A 22,301-nucleotide genomic window follows, 5' to 3' on the forward strand; every position below is an offset into this window, starting at 1 on the left:
CCCGCTGAGCTACACGCCCATCCGATGGCGGCGCATAGATCACAAAACCTTCGGAGCCGTCAATAGGCTTTTTTCAGTTTTGTGACGCGCCGCCCGGCAAGCCTTACGCGGCAAGCATCTTGTTGACCTCATCGACGAGATCGCGCAGGTGAAAAGGCTTCGAAAGGACCTTGGCATCCTTCGGCGCCTTCGAATCAGGGTTGAGCGCCACCGCGGCAAAACCGGTGATGAACATCACCTTCAGGTCGGGGTCGAGCTCGGTGGCGCGTCGCGCCAGCTCGATGCCGTCCATCTCGGGCATGACGATATCGGTCAGCAGCAGGGAAAACGGCTCCTCGCGCAGCCGGTCATAGGCGCTGGCGCCATTGTCATAGGAAAGGACCTTGTAGCCGGCCTTTTCGAGCGCTTTCACCAGGAAGCGGCGCATGTCGTTGTCGTCTTCGGCGAGAAGTATCTTCTGAGTCATCAATCCAGACCGCGATCCATAGGTTTTTGGTGGGCTGCCAGCCGTTTACACTAGTCTTTACCCGGTAAACAACCGGTGAATTGTCTGTGCGTGACCGCCATCCCTCCTACATAGTATGGACTTGCGGCCGGGCAACTGGCAACATGGGCCAAGCAGTCAGTTCATGACATGGTAAAGAGGGCCGAAAGTGCCGGAAATACGCGAATACGAGCTTTTTGAGGTCCATGAGCCCGTGTCGCAGACCATTCCTTTCGTCTACAACTCCCCCCATAGCGGCCGCATTTATCCACCGGAATTTATCGCTCAGTCCAGGCTTGAGGGCATCGCCATCCGCCGTTCCGAGGATCACTATGTCGACGAGCTCTTCGGCTCGGCCGTCGCACTCGGCGCGCCGCTGCTGGCAGCCAACTTTCCGCGCGCCTATCTCGACGTCAATCGCGAGCCTTATGAGCTCGATCCGCGGATGTTCGACGGGTTGCTGCCGCCCTATGCCAATGTCAATTCGCTCAGGGTCGCCGGCGGGCTCGGCACCATTCCGCGCATCGTCGCCGAGAACATGGAGATCTATGCGCGGCGCCTGCCGGTGCAGGAGGGGCTCGACCGCGTCGAAGCGGTCTACAAGCCCTATCATGCGGCGCTTCGACGGCTGATCGCGCGAACGCATGTGCAGTTCGGTTTCGGCGTGCTGATCGACTGCCACTCGATGCCCGGCAATGTGCGCGTCGCCGGCAGCACTGCGCGACCTGATTTCATCATCGGTGATCGCTACGGCACCAGCGCTTCGGCCGAACTTTCGCGCGCAGCCATCGCCATCCTGGAGGAAATGGGTTTTGCTGCGATCCGCAACAAGCCCTATGCCGGCGGCTTCATCACGGAACATTACGGCCGCCCCTCGCGCGGCCTTCACGCGCTGCAGATCGAGGTGAACCGGGCGATCTACGTCGATGAGCTGACTCTGGAGAAACGCGAGGATTTCGCTGCGGTGGCTGATGCGGTCACGGACTTCATGCAGCAGATGGCGGAATATGTTGAGAAATTTGCCGGTGAGCGGGCGCTGGCCGCCGAATAGATCTCTTTTTCGATGTCGCTGACGTCTGGCCTTCGTCTTCCCGGCCAAAAAAAACCGCGCTTGTGAGCGCGGCTAAGTCTAGGGAGGAAACACCCAAGGAGGGTATTTACAGTCAGAAGACTGTATGGAGACGCTACTATTGCATTGCACAAATGTCAAGCAATATATTGCGCTGCGATATCTTTGGGCAGTTAGTGCCAAATTGCCTGCTGCGTTTGCATTCCCATTGCTTTTCGCTATGAAAAGCGCCACTCCCGCCAGCCAAACGGATCCATCATGTTTCCTGACCGTTCGTTTTTCAACCGCCTGGCGGAAGCCGCCCGAGCCGAGACGCTGCCGCGCTTCCGCTCCGGCCTCGATGTCACGAACAAGCTTTCCTCCGGTTTCGATCCGGTGACGGAAGGTGACCGGGCGGCCGAACTCGCCATCCGGGCGCTGATCGAGGAGAGTTTCCCCGGCCACGGCATTCTCGGCGAGGAACATGGCAATGTCGGGCTCGACCGCGAATATGTCTGGGTGATCGATCCGATCGACGGCACGCGTGCCTTCATCTCCGGTGTGCCGGTGTGGGGAACGCTGATCGGCCTGCAGAGGGATGGCAGGGCGATCATGGGCATGATCGAGCAACCCTTTACCGGCGAGCGCTATTTCGCCGACCAGAACGGCTCGATCTATACCGGGCCGGAGGGCGAGCGGCGGCTGGCGACGCGCCAGTGTGATGCGCTTTCGAACGCCATCCTGTTCACCACCTCGCCGCATCTCTTTGTCGGCGAGGAGATGGAGAAATACCGCGAGATCGAGAGCCAGGTGCGGCTCTTCCGCTACGGCTGCGACTGCTATGCCTATGCGTTGCTTGCCGCCGGCCATATCGATCTCGTCATCGAAAACAGTCTGAAACCCTATGACGTCGGCGGCATCATTCCCGTCATCGAGGGGGCAGGCGGCATCATCACCACCTGGGACGGCGGACGGCCTGAGAACGGCGGCTCGATCATCGCCGCCGGCAGCCGGGCGGTCTACGAACAGGCGATCGCCGTTCTGCAGCGGTGATCCCGCCGTGCTGATTCCGCGGTCAGCAATGCTGGCCGGTCATGTGCCGAGGGCGGCGACTTCTTGGTTTTCTTCGGCATCGCTGCCGGGAATGAAGGCGTGGAAGGCCGCAAGGGCGGCAGCGCGGTAGATATCGCGCTCCTGGAAGATCTCGTGGCGGGCGCCGTTGATCGGCACCAGCTGGCCGGCGCGGAAATAACGCGAAAGCCGCTCCTGCGCCGTGTAGGGCACGACACCGTCACGCGTCGGGGCGATGACGATGGTCGGGATGGTGATGGAAAAGAGATGGTAGGGCGAGGTGACCCGGTCCATCGTGCGAAAGGCCTCGATCAGCCAGCGGGCCGTCGGCGGCCCGAGCGTCAGTTCCGGATGAGCCCTCATCATCGCAACATTGCGCTCGAACCGGTGTTCGTCCGAGGTCAGCGGATTGTCGCTGAAGTTCGGCTCCTTCAGTTTCGAGGTCAGCGGCAGGAAGCCGAGGCCGAGGGCCGTCAGCGTGCCGGCCAGAGCGCGGATGACGCGAGGCGAGACCGATTGGCCGGTCAGGCCGATAAAGGGCGCCGACAGCACCATGCGATCGATACGGGTGGTGAGATAGGGCGCGGCCGACAGCGCAATCAGGCCGCCTGTGGAATGCGCGAGCAGATAGAAGGGCAGGCGGGTATCCGGCAGCACCACCCTTTCGAGGAAGGTGTCGAGATCACGCTCGTAATCGACGAAGCGGCGAATGTGGCCGTGGTTGCGGCTCTTCAGCAGCCGCGGCGAACCGCCCTGGCCGCGCATATCGAAGGTCGCGACCCAGAGGCCTTTGGCCGTCAGGTCGCGGATCGTCTCGAAATATTTCTCGATATATTCGTTGCGGCCATGCAGGATGACGACCGTGCCCTTGGCGACCAGAGCGCTCGAGCGGAAGACGGCGTAACGCAGCTGGTGGCCGTCATGGGTTTCGAAGAACCCCTCCGTGCGGTTTTCCGGGGCGGGATTGTCGGGCGTCGAATAGAGAACCTGATCCATGACTTTGCCAATGCGCCGCTGCTGACTGCTTCGCCTTCAGGGATAGCGCACGGCATCCGGATTGGAAAGCGGTGGCGCTCGCAAGGCCGGCTGGAGGAAAAGGGCCGGCAGGAGCATGAGGGTGCTCGCGGCCGGCCGAAGTTGAGGCTGAAGAAGAAGGGACGGATGCACTTCAGCCATCGGGACCAGATTCACCCGACGCGGAAATTTCTAGGCGAATGTGCCTGAACGCGCTCCGAACCGGTCGTTCATGCGGGGTTCACGGGCTGATCAAGGCGATTCCGGAAAGGTCTTGAACTCCTCGAATCCCATCACCATCTCCTTTCTGCGGGTGCCGAACAGGGCCCGCGCAACCGTCCCAAGGCCGCCAAAGATGGGGTCTCAGGGGCACTTCATCGCAACACGTCGCTTCCACAGGAGGACATCATGCGTCACGTAGACTTCTCTCCCCTTTATCGTTCGACCGTCGGTTTCGACCGGCTCTTCACCATGCTCGACAGCCTTGCCCAGCCGGAGCAGGCGCAGACCTATCCGCCCTATAATATCGAGCGCACCGGTGAAAACACCTATCGCATCACCATGGCGGTTGCCGGTTTCGACGAGACCGAACTTTCGATCGAAGCCCATGCCCATGTCCTGTCCGTGAAGGGTGAAAAGAACGAGGAACCTGCCGAAAGCGGCGAATTCCTCTACCGCGGCATTGCCAAGCGCGCCTTCGAGCGCCGCTTCCAGCTTGCCGACCATGTCGAGGTGACCGCCGCTTCGCTGAAGAACGGCCTGCTGCACATCGACCTTCTGCGCAATATTCCCGAGGCCATGAAGCCCCGCAAGATTACGATTGCTGCAGAACCGGTCGAGGCTCCGAAGGCCATCGAAGCGCAGATCATCAACGGCTAATCAGATCCTTATCGGAAAAAATGAACGGCGCTCTTCTAGGCGCCGTTTTTCTATTGCGGCTTAAAGCGCGTCGCGATCTTTCAGATTCGCTCATCGCGCTTTCGCTCCTTATTTTTACGCATGTCGTTGTCGCAAAACCGCTGCACAGTTTTGCGCGACATGCTTCATGCCGGGCTGGCGGCTTCGTCGATTTCCTTGTCCGTTGCACGGCGGGCCGCGGCGGCGGCGTATTTCTGGGCGATGACGGCGCAGACCATCAGCTGGATCTGGTGGAACAGCATCAGCGGCAGCACGATCGCGCCGATCGACTGGCCGGCGAAGATGACGTTCGCCATCGGTACGCCGCTCGCGAGGCTCTTCTTCGAGCCGCAGAAGGTGATGGTGATCTCGTCGGCCTTGTTGAAGCCCAGCCAGCGGCTGCCGAACATCGTCAGCACTAGGACAATCGCCAGCAAAACCATGTCGGCGACGATGACGACGGCGATATCGGCGATCGAAAAGGTGTGCCACAGGCCCTCGACGACCGCCGTGCTGAAGGCGAGATAGACGACCATCAGGATCGAGCCGCGGTCGACAGGCATCAGGATCTTCTTCTTGGCGCGGATCCAGTCACCGATCCACGGCTGCAGGATCTGGCCGACAATGAAGGGGGCAAGCAGCTGCAGCAGGATCTGCTCCAATGCGTCGAAGGAGAAGCCGCCATGGCCGCCGACGGAAAACAGCAGGCCGACGAGCAGCGGTGTCAGGAACATGCCGAAAATGTTGGATGCCGAGGCCGAGCAGATGGCGGCCGGTACGTTGCCGCCCGCCATCGAGGTGAAGGCAATCGACGACTGCACCGTCGACGGCAGCACGCAGAGGAAGAGGATGCCGAGATAAAGCGGCTGCGGCAGGATCGTGTCGGGGATCAGCCCGAGCGCCATGCCGAGCAGCGGGAAAATGCCGAAGGTCGTCAGCAGGATGACGAGATGCAGGCGCCAGTGCAGCAGGCCTGATATGACGACGTCGCGCGACAGGCGGGCGCCATGCAGGAAGAACAGCAGCGCGATGGCAAGGTCAGTGGCGATACCGAAATAATCCGCGAATGTGCCGCTTGCCGGCAGCAGCGACGCGAGAATGACGGTGCAGACGAGCAGGATGGTGAATGTATCGGGCAGAAAGCGGCGCATGGCGATCTCGCGGCGTGATAAAACAGTCATTGTTCTGTCGTCCATTATGATCCAGGATGCAAGGAATAACAGTTATCGAGAATATGGATCATGCTGGACCTTTCGCAATTGCGCAGTTTCGTCGCCGTCGAGCAGATGGGCAGTTTCACGCTCGCCGCGGAAAGGCTCGGCCTCGGGCAGTCGACGGTCAGCCAGCACATCCAGCGGCTGGAGACGGCGCTCGGGCGCAGGCTGCTGGCGCGCGACACCCATAAGGTGATGTTGACCGGCGATGGCGAGGCACTGCTGTCGCATGCGCGCGCCATGCTTTCGATCGAGGGGCAGGTGCAGTCGCTGTTTAAGAGCAACAGCCTGCGCGGCAGTCTGCGGCTCGGCGTATCGGAGGATTTCGTCACCAGTCAGCTGCCGGCGGTGCTGGAGGATTTCGTGCGTTCGCATCCATCGGTCGACCTGGAGCTGACGGTTGCGCTTTCCGGTGTGCTTTACGAGATGCAGGACAATGGCGAGATCGATCTGGTGCTCGCCAAGCGTCGGCTCGGCGATGCGCGCGGAAAACTCGTCTATCGCGAGCCGCTCGTCTGGCTGGCGCGCGATCCCGAGCGCGTGCTCGCCTCAGGGCCTCTGCCGCTGATCGCCTTTCCGCCGCCGAGCGTCACACGGGTGATCGCGCTCGAAGCGCTCGGGCGAAACAGGGTGCCGTGGCGGATCGTCTGCACCTGCGGCAGCCTGAGCGGGTTGACTGCAGCGGCGCGAGCCGGGATGGGCGTGCTGGTGCAGCCGCGCAGCATGGCACCATCAGGCCTGAAGGAGATCGCTGCGGGAAGACTTCCGGTGCTGGAGGACGTGGAATTCGTGCTGGTGCCGCGTAAGGGAGCCGACCAGGCACTGGTTTCAGCACTGTCGGAGGATATTCTGCAAAAGGTGAGGGGACTGAGGTCGGCGTGAATCCTTGCCCGTCACCGAACGGCCTGCCAAGCCGGCAGGCCTTTCGAGCAGGCGATCAGGCGGCCAGGCACTTCAAGAAGCCATCGACATCCGCTTCGGTGGTCGCGAAGCTGGTGACGAGACGGATCAGGGTTTCGCTTTCGGAAACGAGTTCGGGCGTTGCCGCCGGGACCGGCCACTCGTAAAATTTGGCCCCCTTTTCCTCCGCAATTTTTGCGGCACTTTTGCTGACCACAGCAAAGACTTCGTTGGATGCGGTCGGCCAGGCCAGGCGAGCCGAGTTGCTCGTGCCGATACCGGCGCGCAGCCGGTCGGCCATGCCGTTCGAATGACGGGCGAGATCGAGCCAGAGACCGTCTTCGAAATAGGCATCGAACTGGGCGGCGATGAAACGCGACTTGGAGAAGAGCTGGGCGGCGCGCTTGCGGATGAACGGCATTTCCCGGGCTTGATCCGGATTGAAGAAGATGATCGCTTCGGCACACCAGCAGCCGTTCTTGGTGCCGCCGAAGGACAGCATGTCGACGCCGCGCTTCCAGGTCATTTCGGCCGGGGTGGCGCCGAGTGCAACCAGGGCGTTGGCGAAGCGGGCGCCATCCATGTGGAGCGGCAGATTACGCTTCCTTGATATGGCGGCGATCTCACCGATCTCCGGCAGGGAATAGACGGTGCCGATCTCGGTCGCCTGGGTGATGGTCACCGCGCTGGCGCGGCCGTGATGGACGGCGTCCTCGGGAAAGCTTGCGATCTTCGCCGAAAGTTTCGCCGGGTCGATCTTGCCGGCTTCGCCGTCAACGGCAACGAGGCGGGCGGCGCCGGAGAAAAATTCCGGCGCACCGCATTCATCCTCGATCACATGGGCCTCGGAATGGCAGAAGGTGATGCCGCCGGGGCGCTGGACGCTTGCCAGCGACAGCGAGTTGGCGGCCGTGCCGGTGGCGACGAAGAAGATCGAAACCTCACGCTCGAAGATCTCGGAAAAACGGGCTTCGACCTTTCTGTCGAGATCGCCGGTGCCATAGGCGGCGGCAAAGCCGGTCGATTCCGTCAGCAGACGTTCGGCAATGGATTTGTGGGCGCCGGCCCAGTTATCGGAAGCAAAGAACATGTGGGGAAACCGTGAGAAAGGAAGGGGGTGGCAAGTCCGCAGCGGACATTACGCCAAAGCTTCACAGGATCAAGGTTGTCGCCTGCGACACATCACGGAAATTGAACTACGCAATCAATAAACAAAATAATACGGCTCAACGTAATTTTCTTTCGTCATCGCCGCTACCCAGGCAATCTTCCGTCGCAAATTGACGTTTTTTGACGGAGCGCTCTTGCAGAGCCGAATGCTTTCTGGCATAGAACTGATGAATTAGGACAGTGTTGCTGTCCTATTTTGGCCTTTATGACCGAAGAGGCGCCGAAAGCCCTGGAACAGAACGGCTTTCACGCTATAGTTCTTCCGAGCGTCAAGCCTCAAGGGCGGCGCGCGGAGGCGAATGGCAGGCGCGGAACGCGACGGTTTGCTTTCCTTTAAAGCAGATGTCTGCGGCCGATCTTCACAATGCAACAGCGCTGTCATGCGCCGAACCTATCTTCGGGTTGCGGCGCGGGACGAAAAGCCGCCCGCGGCCCCGCGGGCTTCGACAGGAGGAAAGATGATGACGAAGACGCCATCCATGGAAGTTGACCGGTTTGCTGCTGCAGAGCTGCGCGCGACGGCCAATATGTCCAAATCCGCCTCCGGCCTGCCGAAGAAACAGGGCCTCTACGATCCGCGCAACGAACATGATGCCTGCGGCGTCGGCTTCGTCGCGCATATGAAGGGCCAGAAGTCACACCAGATCGTCAAGGATGGCCTGTTCATCCTCGAAAACCTGACACATCGTGGCGCCGTCGGCGCCGATCCGCTGATGGGTGACGGCGCCGGCATCCTGGTGCAGATCCCCGACCGTTTCTTCCGCGAGGAGATGGCCGAGCAGGGCATCACCCTGCCGCCGGTCGGCGAATATGGCGTCGGCCATATCTTCATGCCGCGCGATGAAAAGCAGATCGAGCACTTCAAGAAGGTGATCAAGGACGTCATCACCGAGGAAGGTCAGGTCTTCATCGGCTTCCGCGACGTGCCCGTCGACAATTCCTCGCTCTCCAAGGCGCCGGCCATTGCCGCAACCGAGCCGCACCATGTGCAGGTCTTCATCGGCGCCGGCGAGGATGCCGAAAACAACGACGAGTTCGAGCGTCGGCTGTTCACGCTGCGCAAGGTCATCTCCAACCGCATCTATGACGAGTTCGACGGCGAGGAGAGCAATTTCTATCCGGTGTCGCTGTCGTCGGCGACGGTGGTCTACAAGGGCATGTTCCTGGCCTATCAGGTCGGCGTCTATTACAAGGACCTGTCGGATCCGCGCTTCGAAAGCGCGGTCGCCCTGGTGCACCAGCGCTTCTCGACCAACACCTTCCCGTCGTGGAAGCTCGCGCATCCCTACCGCATGGTCGCTCATAACGGCGAGATCAACACGCTGCGCGGCAACGTCAACTGGATGGCGGCGCGCCAGGCCTCGGTCTCCTCGCCGCTGTTCGGCGAGGACATCTCTAAGCTCTGGCCGATCTCCTACGAGGGGCAGTCAGACACGGCCTGCTTCGACAACGCACTCGAATTCCTGGTACGCGGCGGTTATTCGATGGCGCATGCCGTGATGATGCTGATCCCGGAGGCCTGGGCTGGCAACCAGTCGATGGCGGCAGAACGCAAGGCGTTCTACGAATATCATGCGGCGCTGATGGAGCCCTGGGACGGGCCGGCTGCCGTTGCCTTCACCGACGGCAAGCAGATCGGCGCGACGCTCGACCGCAACGGCTTGCGGCCGGCGCGCTACCTCGTCACCGATGACGACCGCGTCATCATGGCGTCCGAAGCCGGGGTGTTGCCGGTTCCGGAGGAGAAGATCATCCAGAAGTGGCGCCTGCAGCCGGGCAAGATGCTGCTGATCGACATGGAAGAAGGCCGCATCATCTCCGACGACGAGGTGAAGTCGCAGCTTGCGACGGCGCATCCCTATCGCAGCTGGCTCAACCGCACCCAGCTGATCCTCGAAGACCTGAAGCCGGTCGAGCCGCGGGCGCTGCGCCGCGACGTGTCGCTGCTCGACCGCCAGCAGGCCTTCGGCTACACGCTCGAGGATACACGCATCCTGATGTCGCCGATGGCGACGACGGGCCAGGAGGCGATCGGCTCGATGGGCACGGATACGCCGATCTCGGCGATGTCGGAAAAGCCGAAGCTGCTCTACACCTATTTCAAGCAGAACTTCGCGCAGGTGACCAACCCGCCGATCGACCCGATCCGCGAGGAACTGGTCATGAGCCTGGTTTCCTTCATCGGGCCGCGGCCGAACATTCTCGACCACGAGGGCGCGGCGAACGCCAAGCGGCTCGAGGTTCGCCAGCCGATCCTGACCAATGGCGATCTCGAGAAAATCCGTTCGATCGGCCATACGGAAGATCGTTTCGACACCAAGACGCTCGATTTCACCTATGATATCGAGCGTGGCGCCGAAGGCATGCCCGAGATGCTCGACCGGCTCTGCGAGCGCGCGGAAGCGGCGGTCAAGGGCGGCTACAACATCATCGTGCTCTCCGACCGCCAGATCGGGCCGGACCGGATCGCCATTCCGGCACTGCTGGCGACGGCTGCCGTGCACCATCACCTGATCCGCAAGGGGCTTCGCACCTCGGTCGGTCTCGTCGTCGAGACCGGCGAACCGCGCGAGGTCCATCATTTCTGCCTGCTCGCCGGCTACGGCGCCGAGGCGATCAACCCCTATCTCGCCTTCGACACGCTGCTCGACATGCATGCCAAGGGCGAATTCCCGAAGGAAGTGGATGCTTCCGAAGTTGTCTACCGCTACATCAAGGCAGTCGGCAAAGGCATCCTCAAGGTCATGTCGAAGATGGGCATCTCGACCTACCAGTCCTATTGCGGCGCGCAGATCTTCGATGCGATCGGCCTGCAGTCGGAACTGATCGACAAGTATTTCTTCGGAACCGCGACGATGATCGAAGGCGTCGGCCTCGAGGCGATCGCCGCAGAAACCGTCGCCCGCCATAACGCTGCGTTCGGCACCGATCCGCTTCTTGCCACGACGCTCGACATCGGCGGCGAATATGCCTACCGCATGCGCGGCGAAAGCCATGCCTGGACGCCGGATGCGGTCGCCGCCCTTCAGCATGCCGTGCGTGGCAATGCCGAGGATCGCTACCGCGAATTCGCCGATATGGTGAACAATTCGGCGCTGCGCATGAACACGATCCGCGGGCTCTTCAAGATGAAGAGCGCCGAGGCGCTCGGCCGCAAGCCGATATCGATCGACGAGGTCGAGCCGGCCGCCGATATCGTCAGGCGTTTCTCGACGGGGGCGATGTCCTTCGGCTCGATTTCCAGGGAGGCGCATACGACGCTGGCGATCGCCATGAACCGGATCGGCGGCAAGTCGAACACCGGCGAGGGCGGCGAGGAATCCGACCGCTACATGCCGCTGGCCGATGGTTCGATGAACCCGGAACGTTCGGCGATCAAGCAGATCGCGTCGGGCCGCTTCGGGGTGACCACCGAATATCTCGTCAATGCCGACGTGCTGCAGATCAAGGTGGCGCAAGGCGCCAAGCCTGGCGAAGGCGGTCAGCTGCCGGGTCACAAGGTTGACGCGACCGTTGCCAAGACCCGCCATTCGACACCGGGTGTCGGCCTGATTTCGCCGCCGCCGCACCACGACATCTATTCCATCGAAGATCTGGCGCAGCTGATCTACGATCTGAAGAACGTCAACCCGACCGCCGATGTTTCGGTCAAGCTCGTCTCTGAAGTCGGCGTCGGCACGGTTGCCGCCGGTGTCGCCAAGGCACGCGCCGACCACATCACGGTCGCCGGCTTCGACGGCGGCACGGGTGCGTCGCCGCTGACGTCGCTCAAACATGCCGGCAGCCCTTGGGAAATCGGCCTTGCCGAGACCCAGCAGACGCTGGTGCTGAACGGGCTGCGCTCGCGCGTCGCCCTGCAGGTGGATGGCGGGCTGAAGACCGGCCGCGACGTCATCATCGGGGCGCTGCTTGGAGCCGACGAGTTCGGCTTTGCCACCGCGCCGCTGATTGCCGCCGGCTGCATCATGATGCGCAAGTGCCATCTCAACACCTGTCCGGTGGGTGTGGCGACCCAGGATCCGGTGCTGCGCAAGCGCTTCAAGGGCGCGCCGGAGCACGTCATCAACTATTTCTTCTTCGTCGCCAACGAAGTGCGCGAAATCCTCGCCTCACTCGGGTTCACCCGGCTTGACGAGATCATCGGCGCCTCGGAGCTTCTGGAGAAGGACGAGATGCTGAACCACTGGAAGGCGAAGGGCCTCGACTTCAGCCGTATCTTCCACAAGGTCGACGCTCCCAAGGAAGAGACCTTCTGGACGAGCCGGCAGAAGCACCCGATCGACGACATTCTCGACCGCGTGCTGATCGAGCAGGCGCAGCCGGCACTGACGGCCAAGACGCCCGTCGCCTTCGAGGTCGGCATCAAGAACGTCGACCGGTCGGCGGGAGCAATGCTTTCCGGCGAGGTCGCCAAGCGCTTCCGCCATCGCGGACTGAAGGAAGACACGATCAATGTGACGCTTCGCGGCACGGCGGGGCAGAGCTTCGGCGCCTTCCTGGCGCGCGGCGTCACTTTCAACCTGATCGGTGACGGCAATGACTATGTCGGCAAGGGCCTTTCAGGCGGCAAGATCATCATCCGGCCGCCGGAGAATTCGAGGATCGTGGCCGAGGACTCGATCATCGTCGGCAACACCGTGCTTTATGGTGCGACCGAGGGCGAATGCTATTTCCGCGGTGTGGCAGGCGAACGTTTCGCCGTGCGCAATTCGGGCGCGATCGCCATCGTCGAGGGTGTCGGCGACCATGGCTGCGAATACATGACCGGTGGCGTTGTCGTCGTGCTTGGCGCCACGGGCCGCAACTTCGCGGCCGGCATGTCCGGCGGTGTCGCCTACGTGCTCGATGAGACCGGCGATTTCGCCAGCCGCTGCAACATGGCGATGGTCGAGCTCGAGCCGGTGCCCGAGGAGGACGACATGCTGGAGAAGCTGCATCATCACGGTGGTGACCTCATGCACAAGGGACGCGTCGACGTCTCTGGCGACATGACGCGCCATGACGAGGAGCGCCTCTACCAGCTGATCTCCAACCATCTGCACTATACGGGCTCGGCCCGCGCCACGCAGATCCTCGACAACTGGGCCGACTACCGTCCGAAGTTCCGCAAGGTCATGCCGGTCGAATACCGTCGGGCGCTCGAGGAAATGGAGCGCAGCCGGATGGGCATCGCCGCAGAATGAATTGCACCGGGACATCCGTCACCAGCTGACTGCAGGTGACGGATGACGAAAATATCTCAATGACCCGTGACGATCATACCGACGGCGAAGGCTGTTCAGATCGCACGGATGTCTTGCAGGGGATATGGTCCAATGACGGTCAAGACAAGCAACTTGCCCCGGGTACCGGGACTGACGATAGACAGATTGGCTGCGGTGAGGCGGTCATGAGGGTAAGGGACGAAAACATGGGTAAGGTAACAGGGTTTCTGGAAATCGACCGGCAGGTGGCGAAATACCAGCCGGCGTCGGATCGTATCCGCCATTTCCGCGAGTTCACGATCCCGATGTCGGACCCGGAAGTGCAGAAACAGGCCGCGCGCTGCATGGACTGTGGCATCCCCTATTGCCACGGCCCGACCGGTTGCCCTGTTCACAACCAGATTCCCGATTGGAACGACCTCGTCTACAACAACAACTGGGAAGCGGCGATCCAGAACCTGCATTCCACCAACAACTTCCCCGAGTTTACCGGTCGCGTCTGCCCGGCGCCCTGCGAGGAAGCCTGCACGTTGAATCTCGAGGATGCGCCGGTTGCCATCAAGACGGTCGAACAGGCGATCGCCGACAAGGCCTATGAGCTCGGCTTCATCCGGCCGCAGCCGGCGACGGTCCATACCGGCAAGAAGGTCGCCGTCATCGGCTCCGGCCCCGCCGGCATGGCGGCTGCCCAGCAGCTCGGCCGCGCCGGCCATGAGGTGCATCTCTATGAGCGCGAGACCAAGCCGGGCGGCCTGCTGCGCTACGGCATTCCCGATTTCAAGATGGAGAAGAACTTCATCGACCGCCGCGTCGAGCAGATGAAGGGCGAGGGCGTCACCTTCCATTGCGGCGTCAATGTCGGCGTCGACGTCAAGGTCGAGCAGTTGCTTGCCGATCACGACGCCGTTCTTTACTGCGGCGGCTCCGAGACGCCGCGTGAGGCGGGCATTCCGGGCACCGACCTTGCGGGCGTGCATGATGCGATGCCCTATCTGGTGCAGCAAAACCGCCGCGTCGGGCGCGAAAACATCGACAGCGTCGGCTGGCCGTCGGACCCGATCCTTGCCGGCGCCAAACATATCGTCGTCGTCGGCGGCGGCGATACGGCTTCGGACTGCGTCGGCACGGCCTTCCGCCAGGGAGCCGTCAAGGTCACACAGCTCGACATTCGGCCGCAGCCGCCGGAGAAGGAAGACAAGCTTGCCGTCTGGCCCTTCTGGGCGACGAAGATGCGAACCTCCTCCTCACAGGCCGAGGGTGCGGTCCGTGAATTCCAGGTGGCGACTCTTGAATTCGTCGGCGAAGACGGCGTGCTGACCGGCGTCAAGTGCTGCGAGGTCGACGAGCGCCGGCGGCCGGTTCCAGGCACGGAATTCGTCATCCGGGCCGATCTCGCCTTCATCGCCATCGGTTTCCGCGGGCCGTTCACCGGCAGCGTGCTGAAGGAGCTCGAGGGCAAGCTGACGCTCAACACCGACAAGCGCGGCTCGACCAACGTCGTCGCCAACGATCGCGACTACAAGACTTCGGTCGACAAGTTCTGGACGGCGGGTGACGTGCGCCGCGGCCAATCGCTGGTGGTCTGGGCGATCCGTGAAGGACGCCAGGCAGCGCGCGCCATCGACGAGGAATTGATGGGTTCGACCGTTCTGCCGAACTGACCGTCGGCTGCACACCTTCCCGAAGACCACGAACTCCGCCCCTCCGGCGGAGTTTTTTCATGGTGCGCCGCGCTGTAGTGCGACCGCTTGACGCGGAGGCCGTGCGCCGCAAGCCTCAAGCAATGCCTGGAAGCGAGATTTTTCGCCGGACGCGGGCTCAGGAGGAGCCGGCGGCGACCGAAGCGGAGATGCCCCGCCGTTTTGGCCGTAACGCATTTCACCATCGGTCGCGGCGTGAGACCGCGAATGATCGACAAGGACATTTCCAATGGTTTCCGCACTTGACAGCACGCGGCTGGTTTCGGCCCAATATGCTCTGAAAAACCTCCGCGGCTCCGACGACAGCTCGCAGGACAAGCAGAGTTCGTCGGCCGCCAGCATTCTGAGCGGCTACGGGCTAGATTCGAGTTCCGCCTCGCTTCTTTCCAAYCAGGCTCTTTCCGGGCTGCTCGACACGCTTTCGGCCCAGAGCGACACGTCTGATGAGTCCGAAACGACGGGTGATAGCGCCGACGTCACCAGCGCCGCCTTCATGTCGATGCTGAAGCAGCAGCTGCAGGATGCGGCTGCGGCCGAAGGCGAGAGCGGCAAGGCGCACGACATGCTGGCTGCCCTGGAAGCGGGCACGCTCACCATCACCGATCCGACGCAGGGTGTGTCGGTCAACGCCTGGGATGTCGACGATCCCGATGAGGCGGACACTGAGAGCAAGGCCGGCAAGGAGATTGATGTCAGCGGCTGGAGCGACTTCCTCGATGCGCATCTGGAGCGCGGCTCCGACGGCGCCTTCGTTAAGGAAAACGGCAGCTATGTGGACCAGACGAACGACAGCAACGCCTTCTTCGGCCTGATTGGCTCGAACTACTATTATCTGAGCTGGCCGCAGGCGACGGCGAAGTAGACGGGACGAAGCGGAGGGCCGCCTCGCGCGGTCTCTTTTATTTGACCGAGACTTCGGCCGGCGCCTTTGCCACAGGCAGGCGGTAATCATCGACGCGGCCGGGAGGCGCGGGCGTCATTTCGCCCTGCTCGACCAGGAGGTCGCGCGGCGACCGCGTCAAAGCCATCGGCGGCGGCCTGGCGCCGAGAAGCTCGGCGCCGCCATCGAGATTGGGATCGGAGAGGCTGATCGGCACGGTATGTTCGACCGGATTGTCGGGAAGGCCGAGACCGGGCAGATTGCTGGAGTCGAGGCGGACCAGATCGGGACTAGCCTGCGTGCCGAGAAGACGCCGGGCGGGCTTCTCCACATAGAAGGCCAGCTTGCGCCGGCCGGCCTGGGTAAGGTTGATGCCATCTGAGGTGCGCAGGCGCACCTGCTGGCCGTTCACATCCGAGCCGGTGACGATGAAGTTGCCGTTTTCGTCGACGAAACCATCCCAGATATCGACGAATTCGCCGCCGATGCTTTCGACCTGGTTGCGGTAGAGCTGGTTCATCTGGACGGCATCGGCCGTCATCGAATCGGATTCGAAGGCGGGAAGGCCGACCCAAAGCAGCGGGATCTTGCGGCCGGTGACCTCTTTGCCGAAAGAAAGGACACGGCGGCGGTATTCGGTGAACCAGCCATCGGTGCGGAATTTCTCCTTGGCGGTATCGGTCACCATCTGCTGGCGGTCGTTGGCGCCGATCATGACGACGACCATTGCCGGCTTCAGCTCGTCGATCATCTTCGGCAGCTGTTCCGGCCAGTCGTAATAATCGTCGCGGACAAGGCCTGAGGAGACGTTGCCGCGGGCTTCGACGACGACGCCTGGCGAGGTCTCGAAGGCGGCGGTGAGGCCGTCGCCGAGGCCGCTGGCCAGGAAATCGCCGACGATCAGGATCGTTCGGGCGTCACCGAGCTTCTGCACCGCCGGCTCCTCTTCGACGGTCCGCAAGGGTGGCGCGGTGCGGGTATTGACCACGGCCTTCGGTGGCGGTGGGCGCTTGCGCTGCTGGCGCCTCGGCTGCTGGACATCAGGGGCTTGCGGCGCATCGTCGAGATAGCGTCGGCCGAGGAAAAAATCGAGGATCGACCGGCGCTGATAGCGCTGCTCCTGGGCTTCGGCGACATGCACCGGCGCAAGAGCGCCAAGGCATAGCGAAGCCGCCGCCAAGGCGAGCACGAGCCAACGGATTGGGGTGCGATCAGTTTTCTTCGTCATGGGCAGTTCCGCATCTGCCGGCATCTTGCACACAGGGTAGGCCAGCGTCCACTCCCGCTACTATCTAGGTCACGGTTCTGCCTGTTGTAGAGCATCATGCCGAAAAGTGTGTGGGGTTTTGGGGCGGTATCATGCCCTGCTTCGTTGATCGAAATGCGGATTGAGATTTCCGGCCGGTCCGGCCGGGATCATCCCGATCTAGCGGCGCAGTGCGTTCAGAAGCGGCAACGAGGGCTCACCGTCCGGCTGCATGCCGATGCGCGACTGGACGGCTGATATTGCCGCCTTCGAACCCGACCCGAAATTGCCGTCGACCTCGCCATTGTAATAGCCGAGCGTCTTCAGACGGGTCTGCAGCTCGAATTTCTCGGTGATGTCGAGTGCRCCGTCCGGGCGCGGCCAGCGCTGTTGCATGCCGCCGTAGCCGGCGATCTGGTCGGCCAGCAAGCCGACGGCAAGCGCGTAGCTATCCGAGGCATTGTAGTTCTTGATGGTGAAGAAGTTGGCGGTCATCAGGAAGCCCGGGCCACTGGCCCCGGCCGGCATCTTCAGCATGGCTTTGGTGGCGCTCTCGCGGAAGGCCTTGCCGTTCGGGCGTGTCAGGCCGAGTGCCGCCCATTGGGCCAACGTATGGGTCTTGCCGGCCTGCTTGGCGACTGCGGCGGGAACGACGACCTCGTAGCCCCAGGTCTTGCCGGTGTCCCAGCCGTTCTTCATCAGGAGATTGGCCGAGGTCGCCAGCGCGTCGGGGACCGAATTCCAGATGTCGCGGTGGCCGTTGCCGTCGGCATCGACGGCATAAAGCAGGTAGCTTGTCGGAATGAACTGGGTGTGGCCCATGGCGCCGGCCCAGGAGCCGGTCATCTCGCGTGCCGGCACATCGCCGTTCTGCAGGATCTTCAGTGCCGCGACCAACTGCTTCTTGGCGAATTTGGCGCGGCTCGGATCGGCGTAGGCAAGCGTTGCCAGGGCGCGCGGCACGTAGTGCAGCCGGTCGTCCTTGTCGAGAACCGCGCCATAATTCGATTCCATCGACCAGATGGCCAGCAAAATGGTCTTGTCGACGCCGAAACGCTGCTCGATCGCAGCGAGCGTCCTTGCGTGTTTGGCAGCCATCTCGCGGCCGATCTTGACGGTATAGGGGTTGACGCGGGAATCGACATAGTCCCAGATCTTCGAGGTGAATTCCGGCTGGTAGGCCGCCTTTTCGAGTACGGTCGGATCGGGCTCGCTCACCCCGGAAAAGGCCTTTTGATAAGTTGCCTTACTGATGCCACTCTGAGCGGCAGTTTGGTAAAAATCCGCGATCCATTTCTGGAAGCGGGAATCAGCTTTCGCGTTGTCGGGGACCAGTGCCACCTGGGCAGCGACAATGAGGGCGAGAGCAAGACCACGAAGGGAGTTTTTGTGATTCTGGGTCATCGACAGTCGTATCCGTCATCTTCAGTTTCTGGTGCAGCGGGGCATCCTATCCGCCCAGACCCGAGACTACAGGAACGGAGTCAACAAAATCTTTACCATGGCGATCCGCTGCGGTCACCATTTGCAAAACAGTAGCAATTCTATACTAGTTAAAGCTAAAAAGCTCTATTTCCAAAGCGATGTGATCGAAGCAGGAGGCCGGGTGTGGCTCAACACAACAAAGTTCGTAAAGCAGTATTTCCGGTTGCCGGGTTGGGAACGCGATTCCTGCCGGCGACAAAGGCTGTTCCGAAGGAAATGTTGACCGTCGTCGACAAGCCAATCATTCAATATGTCGTCGATGAGGCGATCGAGGCCGGGATCGAACATCTGGTCTTCGTCACCGGACGCAACAAGCACGTCATTGAAGATTATTTCGACATCCATTTCGAGTTGGAACAGACGCTGCGCGAGCGCGCCAAGAAGGCTGAAATCACCCTTCTCGCCCAGCAATTGCCGAAGGCCGGCACGGTGAGCTTCACCCGTCAGCAGGAGCCGCTCGGCCTCGGCCACGCCGTCTGGTGCGCCCGTGAGATCGTCGGCGACGAACCCTTCGCACTGTTGCTGCCCGATATGATCATGAAGGGCGACAAGGGCTGCATGAAGGGCATGATCGACCTCTACGGCCAGAGCGGCGGCAATATCATCGCCGTCGAGGAATGCGCGCCCGACCAAGCGCACAAATACGGCATCGTCGGCGTCGGCGAGGCGATCGGCGACGGCTTCCGCATCACCGGCATGGTGGAAAAGCCCGCCAAGGGAACGGCGCCTTCCAACTTCTTCATCAACGGCCGCTACATCCTGCAGCCTGAGATCTTCAAGATCCTCGAAACCCAGGAGCGCGGCGCCGGCAACGAGATCCAGCTCACCGACGGCATGCTGAAGCTGCTGAAGGAACAGGATTTCGCCGGTTACCACTTCCGCGGCGCGACCTACGACTGCGGCGCCAAAGACGGCTTCATCCTGGCAAACGTCGCCTTCGCCCTCGAACGCGCCGATATCCGTCCGTCCGTCGAAGGCGGCTTTAGAGAGCTGCTCGCCGGTCTGAAGTAAGCTTCCCGCTCAGCGCATAATTCCGAAGATCGGAATCGAGAGCGCCGCGTATCCAACCGGGTACGCGGCGCTCAGCGTTTCAGCTTGAGGCCGACGCCGGCTCGCCATTGCTGCGAATCGCTGCCTTCCTTGCGCGTCGTCAGCTCGTAGCCGAGTGTGCTGGTGAGATCGAGATAGCGGTTGATGTTCCAGGTAAGGCCGGTCGCAGCGGTATAGACGAGCTCGTCGTTGATGGTGCTATCCGTCGGATAATCGCGCCATATTACGCCACCGATCATCGTGCCGACCAGATTGTCGCGCAACTGGTGGGTGACCGTCGTCGTCAGCGCGTGCGAAACGTAGCCGCTTTCGCCCGCCGTGGTCGAGGGCTGGATGCTCGTCTGCAGGTCGAGATTGACATCGGTGCCGCGGATCGGCGACCAGAGCAGGCTTGCATCGAGTGTGGCCGTATCGATCGAGGATAGCCGGCTGTCTTCGAAATCCGCCATCTCGTAGCCGACACCGACTTCGCCCTTCAGCTTTTCACCGAGATCGACCTCGACGCCGGCCTTGGCGCCGTAGCTATGGCCCGAACGCTCGTAACCGGCGGAGTCTTGCGTTTCGTCATAGACCGTGCGGCCGATGTTGGCCTCGATGAAGGGGATGAGCGCGGGTGACAGTTCGTAGCCGACACGGCCACGCAACGTGCCCGTCGTCTGATTGCGGTCGCTGAGGGAGACGGTCGTGCCGTTCGAGAGTTTAGCGTCCGAATAGATCGAGCGTGTCAGCGCAAGTGCAGTCGTGCCGCGCAGGATGCCAAAATCGCGCTGGACGGAGGCGCCGGCCGAAAATTCCTGGACGTCCGACTGCTGAGCGGCGTTGGCGATGGCGTCGGGATCGTCCGTATCCTCGCGGTAGAAATTGTAGCCAGCGGTCAGGTGCGCGGTCGTATCGTCGGGAAGATCCAGCCTGAGGTCGCTGTTGATCTTGAAGGAAGGCTGTTCCTCACCCTCGCCGCTGACATTCTTCTGCCAGGCGCCTTCCGAGGTCACGGTCAACTGATGCCGGCCCCAGTCCGAGGTCAGGGTCGCTGCCGCATCCGTTTCGAGAAAGGCGCGCCGCTGCGTCGTATTGCCGTCCTTGGTGGTCTCGGTGTTGATGCTCTGGGTGACGCTCGGGCGGAGCACAAACGTGCCGATCGGGATTCCCGGCGTTACCTCTGTCGAGGCGCCTTCGGCAGCCCTGCGGCGCGGCAGTGCCTCATCGACCGGCGCTTCACGGGTGTTCAGCCGGCGGATGTCCTCGTCGAGGATGGAGCCGGTAATGTCGTCGCCGGCTTGGGCATCCGGTATGGCGGGCCGCTGCTGGGCATCGTCGGCGTTCGCAGTCGCGCCGTTTGCCGCAGGAGTGGCGGTATCGTCGGTCTCGTCATCGAAACCGGCGGCGGATGCCGCATTGTTGGTGGCGCGGTTGTCCTGAGAGGTGGCGGAGCGGCTGTTTGCGGGCTGCGAGGCGGACTGCGCGAAGGCTGGCGTCTGGCTGAGAAGCAGGCCAGTGAGCACGGCAAATGAGACGGCACAGCTCATGGCGCGGAGCGGCGTCACACTGCTCGTCTGTTTTGGCTGGCCCATGCAATTCGCGCCTGACATGCTTTCGGTTCTTACCCAAAGGTAAAGCCTTGTGGTTAACCATTCGTTGCCGGCGGCCGGCGCTGTTCACAATTCGGAAAGACTGCGGGGTGGACTTGGAAAGTGAAAAGGTCTAACGCAACTTCATGAACAGAAGAGCGATCAACCTCGTTGAAAACAGCGTGCTCGAGTCGGCAAAACGCACGATAGAGACCGAAAGACGCGGTCTTGAAGCGCTCGAACAGGCCTTTGACGATGGCTTGGCCGGTCCTTTCACCCGGGCCGTCGAAGTCATCGGCGACATCTCCGGACGCGTGATCGTCACTGGCGTCGGCAAGAGCGGGCATATCGGCGCCAAGCTGGCGGCGACATTTGCCTCAACGGGAACGCCCGCCTTTTTCGTGCATGCGGCGGAGGCCAATCACGGCGATCTCGGCATGATTGCGCGCGACGACGTCGTCTTGGCGATTTCCAAAGGTGGCGAGAGCGCCGAGCTCAAGAGTATCATTTCCTTCACGCGGCGCTTCTCCATTCCGCTGATCGCGATCACCTGCAGCGAAGGGTCCTCGCTGGCGACCGCCGCCGATATCGTCCTGCTGATGCCGAACGAGCAGGAGGCCTGCCCGAATGGGCTGGCGCCGACGACCTCGACGCTGATGCAGCTTGCAATCGGCGACGCGCTGGCGGTGGCGCTCCTGGAGGCGCGCGGCTTTACCGCTACGGATTTCCACGTCTTCCATCCTGGCGGCAAGCTGGGTGCGAGCCTGATGCATGTCGCCGATGTGATGCATACCGGCGAGCGGCTGCCGCTCGTTGCCAAAGGCACACCGATGCCGGAGGCGATCACCGTGCTGTCGCGCAAGCATTTCGGCTGCGTCGGCGTGCTGGATGAAGATGGGCGGCTCTGCGGCATCGTCACCGAGGGCGACATGGCGCGCAATCTCACACGCAATCTGGCCCAGCTTGATGTCGACGATATCATGACGCGGACGCCGAAGACGGTGAAGCCGACGGTGCTGGCGACCGCGGCCCTGGCACTGCTCAACCAGCATCACATCGGCGCACTGATCGTCATCGACGACGACCGTCGGCCGGTCGGGCTGGTGCATTTCCACGACCTGCTGCGGATCGGCGTTGCCTGATCAGGTTCATTCGATCAGACGGGCTCGACTCTGAGGTCGCGGCCGTTGCTCGAGACCACCTTCACCTGCGTTCCGACGGGCAGGTCGGGTCCCATCACCTGCCATAGTGTATCGTCGAGCCGGATTCGGCCGCGGCCCTCGCGGATCGGTTCGTGCAGGGTGGCGGTGCGGCCGACGAGGCTGGCGCCGCGCTGATTGAGGAAGGGCTCGTCGGTCGTGGCATTGCGC

General features: G+C 62.2%; 17 protein-coding genes. 9 read left to right on the plus strand and 8 right to left on the minus strand.

The annotated features are described in order from the left end of the window. Positions 1-103: 103 nt before the first annotated feature. Positions 104-466 carry a response regulator CpdR1 gene (gene cpdR1 / locus AC1D1Z_RS24305; RefSeq protein ID WP_003542883.1) on the minus strand — a complete coding sequence of 121 codons (363 nt, stop codon included), beginning with the start codon at positions 464-466 and terminating at the stop codon, positions 104-106. 187 nt (positions 467-653) lie between these two features. Here cpdR1 and AC1D1Z_RS24310 point away from each other — a divergent pair, with 187 nt between their 5' ends. Next, entirely contained in the window at positions 654-1,535 is an 882-nt protein-coding gene (locus AC1D1Z_RS24310; RefSeq protein ID WP_011653502.1) for an N-formylglutamate amidohydrolase, read from the plus strand. A gap of 276 nt (positions 1,536-1,811) precedes the next feature. Continuing rightward, positions 1,812-2,585, plus strand: coding sequence for a histidinol-phosphatase (hisN, locus tag AC1D1Z_RS24315; RefSeq protein WP_018243544.1), 774 nt, complete (start codon positions 1,812-1,814; stop codon positions 2,583-2,585). A 39-nt stretch (positions 2,586-2,624) separates the two neighbouring features. On the opposite strand, the gene AC1D1Z_RS24320 is transcribed toward hisN, so the two are convergent. Then, positions 2,625-3,599: an alpha/beta fold hydrolase gene (locus AC1D1Z_RS24320; protein ID WP_018243543.1), complete on the minus strand. Its 975-nt coding sequence runs from the start codon at positions 3,597-3,599 to the stop codon at positions 2,625-2,627. Between the two features lie 426 nt (positions 3,600-4,025). Between AC1D1Z_RS24320 and AC1D1Z_RS24325 the strand changes: the two genes are divergently transcribed. Beyond that, positions 4,026-4,496 carry an Hsp20 family protein gene (locus AC1D1Z_RS24325; RefSeq protein WP_018072811.1) on the plus strand — a complete coding sequence of 157 codons (471 nt, stop codon included), beginning with the start codon at positions 4,026-4,028 and terminating at the stop codon, positions 4,494-4,496. A gap of 164 nt (positions 4,497-4,660) precedes the next feature. Here the strand turns inward: AC1D1Z_RS24325 and AC1D1Z_RS24330 are convergent, their stop codons facing one another. After that, the gene (locus AC1D1Z_RS24330; protein ID WP_018243540.1) at positions 4,661-5,710 is read right to left on the minus strand and encodes a bile acid:sodium symporter family protein; all 1,050 of its coding nucleotides are present in this window, start codon (positions 5,708-5,710) and stop codon (positions 4,661-4,663) included. A gap of 45 nt (positions 5,711-5,755) precedes the next feature. Between AC1D1Z_RS24330 and AC1D1Z_RS24335 the strand changes: the two genes are divergently transcribed. Continuing rightward, positions 5,756-6,610, plus strand: coding sequence for a LysR substrate-binding domain-containing protein (locus AC1D1Z_RS24335; protein ID WP_028733984.1), 855 nt, complete (start codon positions 5,756-5,758; stop codon positions 6,608-6,610). 55 nt (positions 6,611-6,665) lie between these two features. Here AC1D1Z_RS24335 and AC1D1Z_RS24340 read toward each other — a convergent pair whose 3' ends face one another. Further along, entirely contained in the window at positions 6,666-7,718 is a 1,053-nt protein-coding gene (locus AC1D1Z_RS24340; RefSeq protein ID WP_018446077.1) for a threonine aldolase family protein, read from the minus strand. Between the two features lie 538 nt (positions 7,719-8,256). Here AC1D1Z_RS24340 and gltB point away from each other — a divergent pair. The 3 genes from gltB (at position 8,257) to AC1D1Z_RS24355 (ending at position 15,564) form a co-directional block, all read left to right on the plus strand. Beyond that, a complete protein-coding gene (gene gltB, locus AC1D1Z_RS24345; RefSeq protein ID WP_176707503.1) occupies positions 8,257-12,981 on the plus strand; it encodes a glutamate synthase large subunit in 4,725 nt (1,574 codons plus the stop codon). A 227-nt stretch (positions 12,982-13,208) separates the two neighbouring features. Beyond that, complete coding sequence (locus tag AC1D1Z_RS24350) at positions 13,209-14,663, plus strand: glutamate synthase subunit beta (RefSeq protein WP_026188524.1); 1,455 nt, start codon at positions 13,209-13,211, stop codon at positions 14,661-14,663. Positions 14,664-14,931: 268 nt separating this feature from the next. Beyond that, positions 14,932-15,564, plus strand: coding sequence for a hypothetical protein (locus AC1D1Z_RS24355; protein ID WP_130653051.1), 633 nt, complete (start codon positions 14,932-14,934; stop codon positions 15,562-15,564). A gap of 37 nt (positions 15,565-15,601) precedes the next feature. Here AC1D1Z_RS24355 and AC1D1Z_RS24360 read toward each other — a convergent pair whose 3' ends face one another. Beyond that, positions 15,602-16,834, minus strand: coding sequence for an SGNH/GDSL hydrolase family protein (locus AC1D1Z_RS24360; protein WP_182565039.1), 1,233 nt, complete (start codon positions 16,832-16,834; stop codon positions 15,602-15,604). A gap of 174 nt (positions 16,835-17,008) precedes the next feature. Next, complete coding sequence (locus tag AC1D1Z_RS24365; protein ID WP_130653050.1) at positions 17,009-18,232, minus strand: lytic murein transglycosylase; 1,224 nt, start codon at positions 18,230-18,232, stop codon at positions 17,009-17,011. A 204-nt stretch (positions 18,233-18,436) separates the two neighbouring features. On the opposite strand from AC1D1Z_RS24365, the gene galU reads away from it, so the two are divergent. After that, positions 18,437-19,324, plus strand: coding sequence for a UTP--glucose-1-phosphate uridylyltransferase GalU (galU, locus tag AC1D1Z_RS24370; protein ID WP_018072820.1), 888 nt, complete (start codon positions 18,437-18,439; stop codon positions 19,322-19,324). A 71-nt stretch (positions 19,325-19,395) separates the two neighbouring features. Here the strand turns inward: galU and AC1D1Z_RS24375 are convergent, their stop codons facing one another. Then, positions 19,396-20,934 carry an outer membrane beta-barrel protein gene (locus AC1D1Z_RS24375; protein ID WP_477851809.1) on the minus strand — a complete coding sequence of 513 codons (1,539 nt, stop codon included), beginning with the start codon at positions 20,932-20,934 and terminating at the stop codon, positions 19,396-19,398. A gap of 143 nt (positions 20,935-21,077) precedes the next feature. Between AC1D1Z_RS24375 and AC1D1Z_RS24380 the strand changes: the two genes are divergently transcribed. After that, entirely contained in the window at positions 21,078-22,073 is a 996-nt protein-coding gene (locus AC1D1Z_RS24380) for a KpsF/GutQ family sugar-phosphate isomerase (RefSeq protein ID WP_130653048.1), read from the plus strand. Between the two features lie 14 nt (positions 22,074-22,087). On the opposite strand, the gene AC1D1Z_RS24385 is transcribed toward AC1D1Z_RS24380, so the two are convergent. Next, a partial coding sequence (locus AC1D1Z_RS24385; protein WP_477851810.1) for an NfeD family protein occupies positions 22,088-22,301 on the minus strand: 214 nt, incomplete at its 5' end.

It is taken from the genome of Rhizobium sp. P1_E1 (genome assembly GCF_056406015.1).

Excerpts from the sequence above, each read along its gene's own strand:
- cpdR1 (WP_003542883.1), bottom strand. The coding sequence starts at position 466 with ATGACTCAGAAGATACTTCTCGCCGAAGACGACAACGACATGCGCCGC.
- hisN (WP_018243544.1), top strand. The coding sequence starts at position 1,812 with ATGTTTCCTGACCGTTCGTTTTTCAACCGCCTGGCGGAAGCCGCCCGA.
- AC1D1Z_RS24320 (WP_018243543.1), bottom strand. The coding sequence starts at position 3,599 with ATGGATCAGGTTCTCTATTCGACGCCCGACAATCCCGCCCCGGAAAAC.
- AC1D1Z_RS24325 (WP_018072811.1), top strand. The coding sequence starts at position 4,026 with ATGCGTCACGTAGACTTCTCTCCCCTTTATCGTTCGACCGTCGGTTTC.
- AC1D1Z_RS24330 (WP_018243540.1), bottom strand. The coding sequence starts at position 5,710 with ATGGACGACAGAACAATGACTGTTTTATCACGCCGCGAGATCGCCATG.
- AC1D1Z_RS24335 (WP_028733984.1), top strand. The coding sequence starts at position 5,756 with ATGCTGGACCTTTCGCAATTGCGCAGTTTCGTCGCCGTCGAGCAGATG.
- AC1D1Z_RS24340 (WP_018446077.1), bottom strand. The coding sequence starts at position 7,718 with ATGTTCTTTGCTTCCGATAACTGGGCCGGCGCCCACAAATCCATTGCC.
- gltB (WP_176707503.1), top strand. The coding sequence starts at position 8,257 with ATGATGACGAAGACGCCATCCATGGAAGTTGACCGGTTTGCTGCTGCA.
- AC1D1Z_RS24350 (WP_026188524.1), top strand. The coding sequence starts at position 13,209 with ATGGGTAAGGTAACAGGGTTTCTGGAAATCGACCGGCAGGTGGCGAAA.
- AC1D1Z_RS24360 (WP_182565039.1), bottom strand. The coding sequence starts at position 16,834 with ATGCCGGCAGATGCGGAACTGCCCATGACGAAGAAAACTGATCGCACC.
- AC1D1Z_RS24375 (WP_477851809.1), bottom strand. The coding sequence starts at position 20,934 with ATGGGCCAGCCAAAACAGACGAGCAGTGTGACGCCGCTCCGCGCCATG.
- AC1D1Z_RS24380 (WP_130653048.1), top strand. The coding sequence starts at position 21,078 with ATGAACAGAAGAGCGATCAACCTCGTTGAAAACAGCGTGCTCGAGTCG.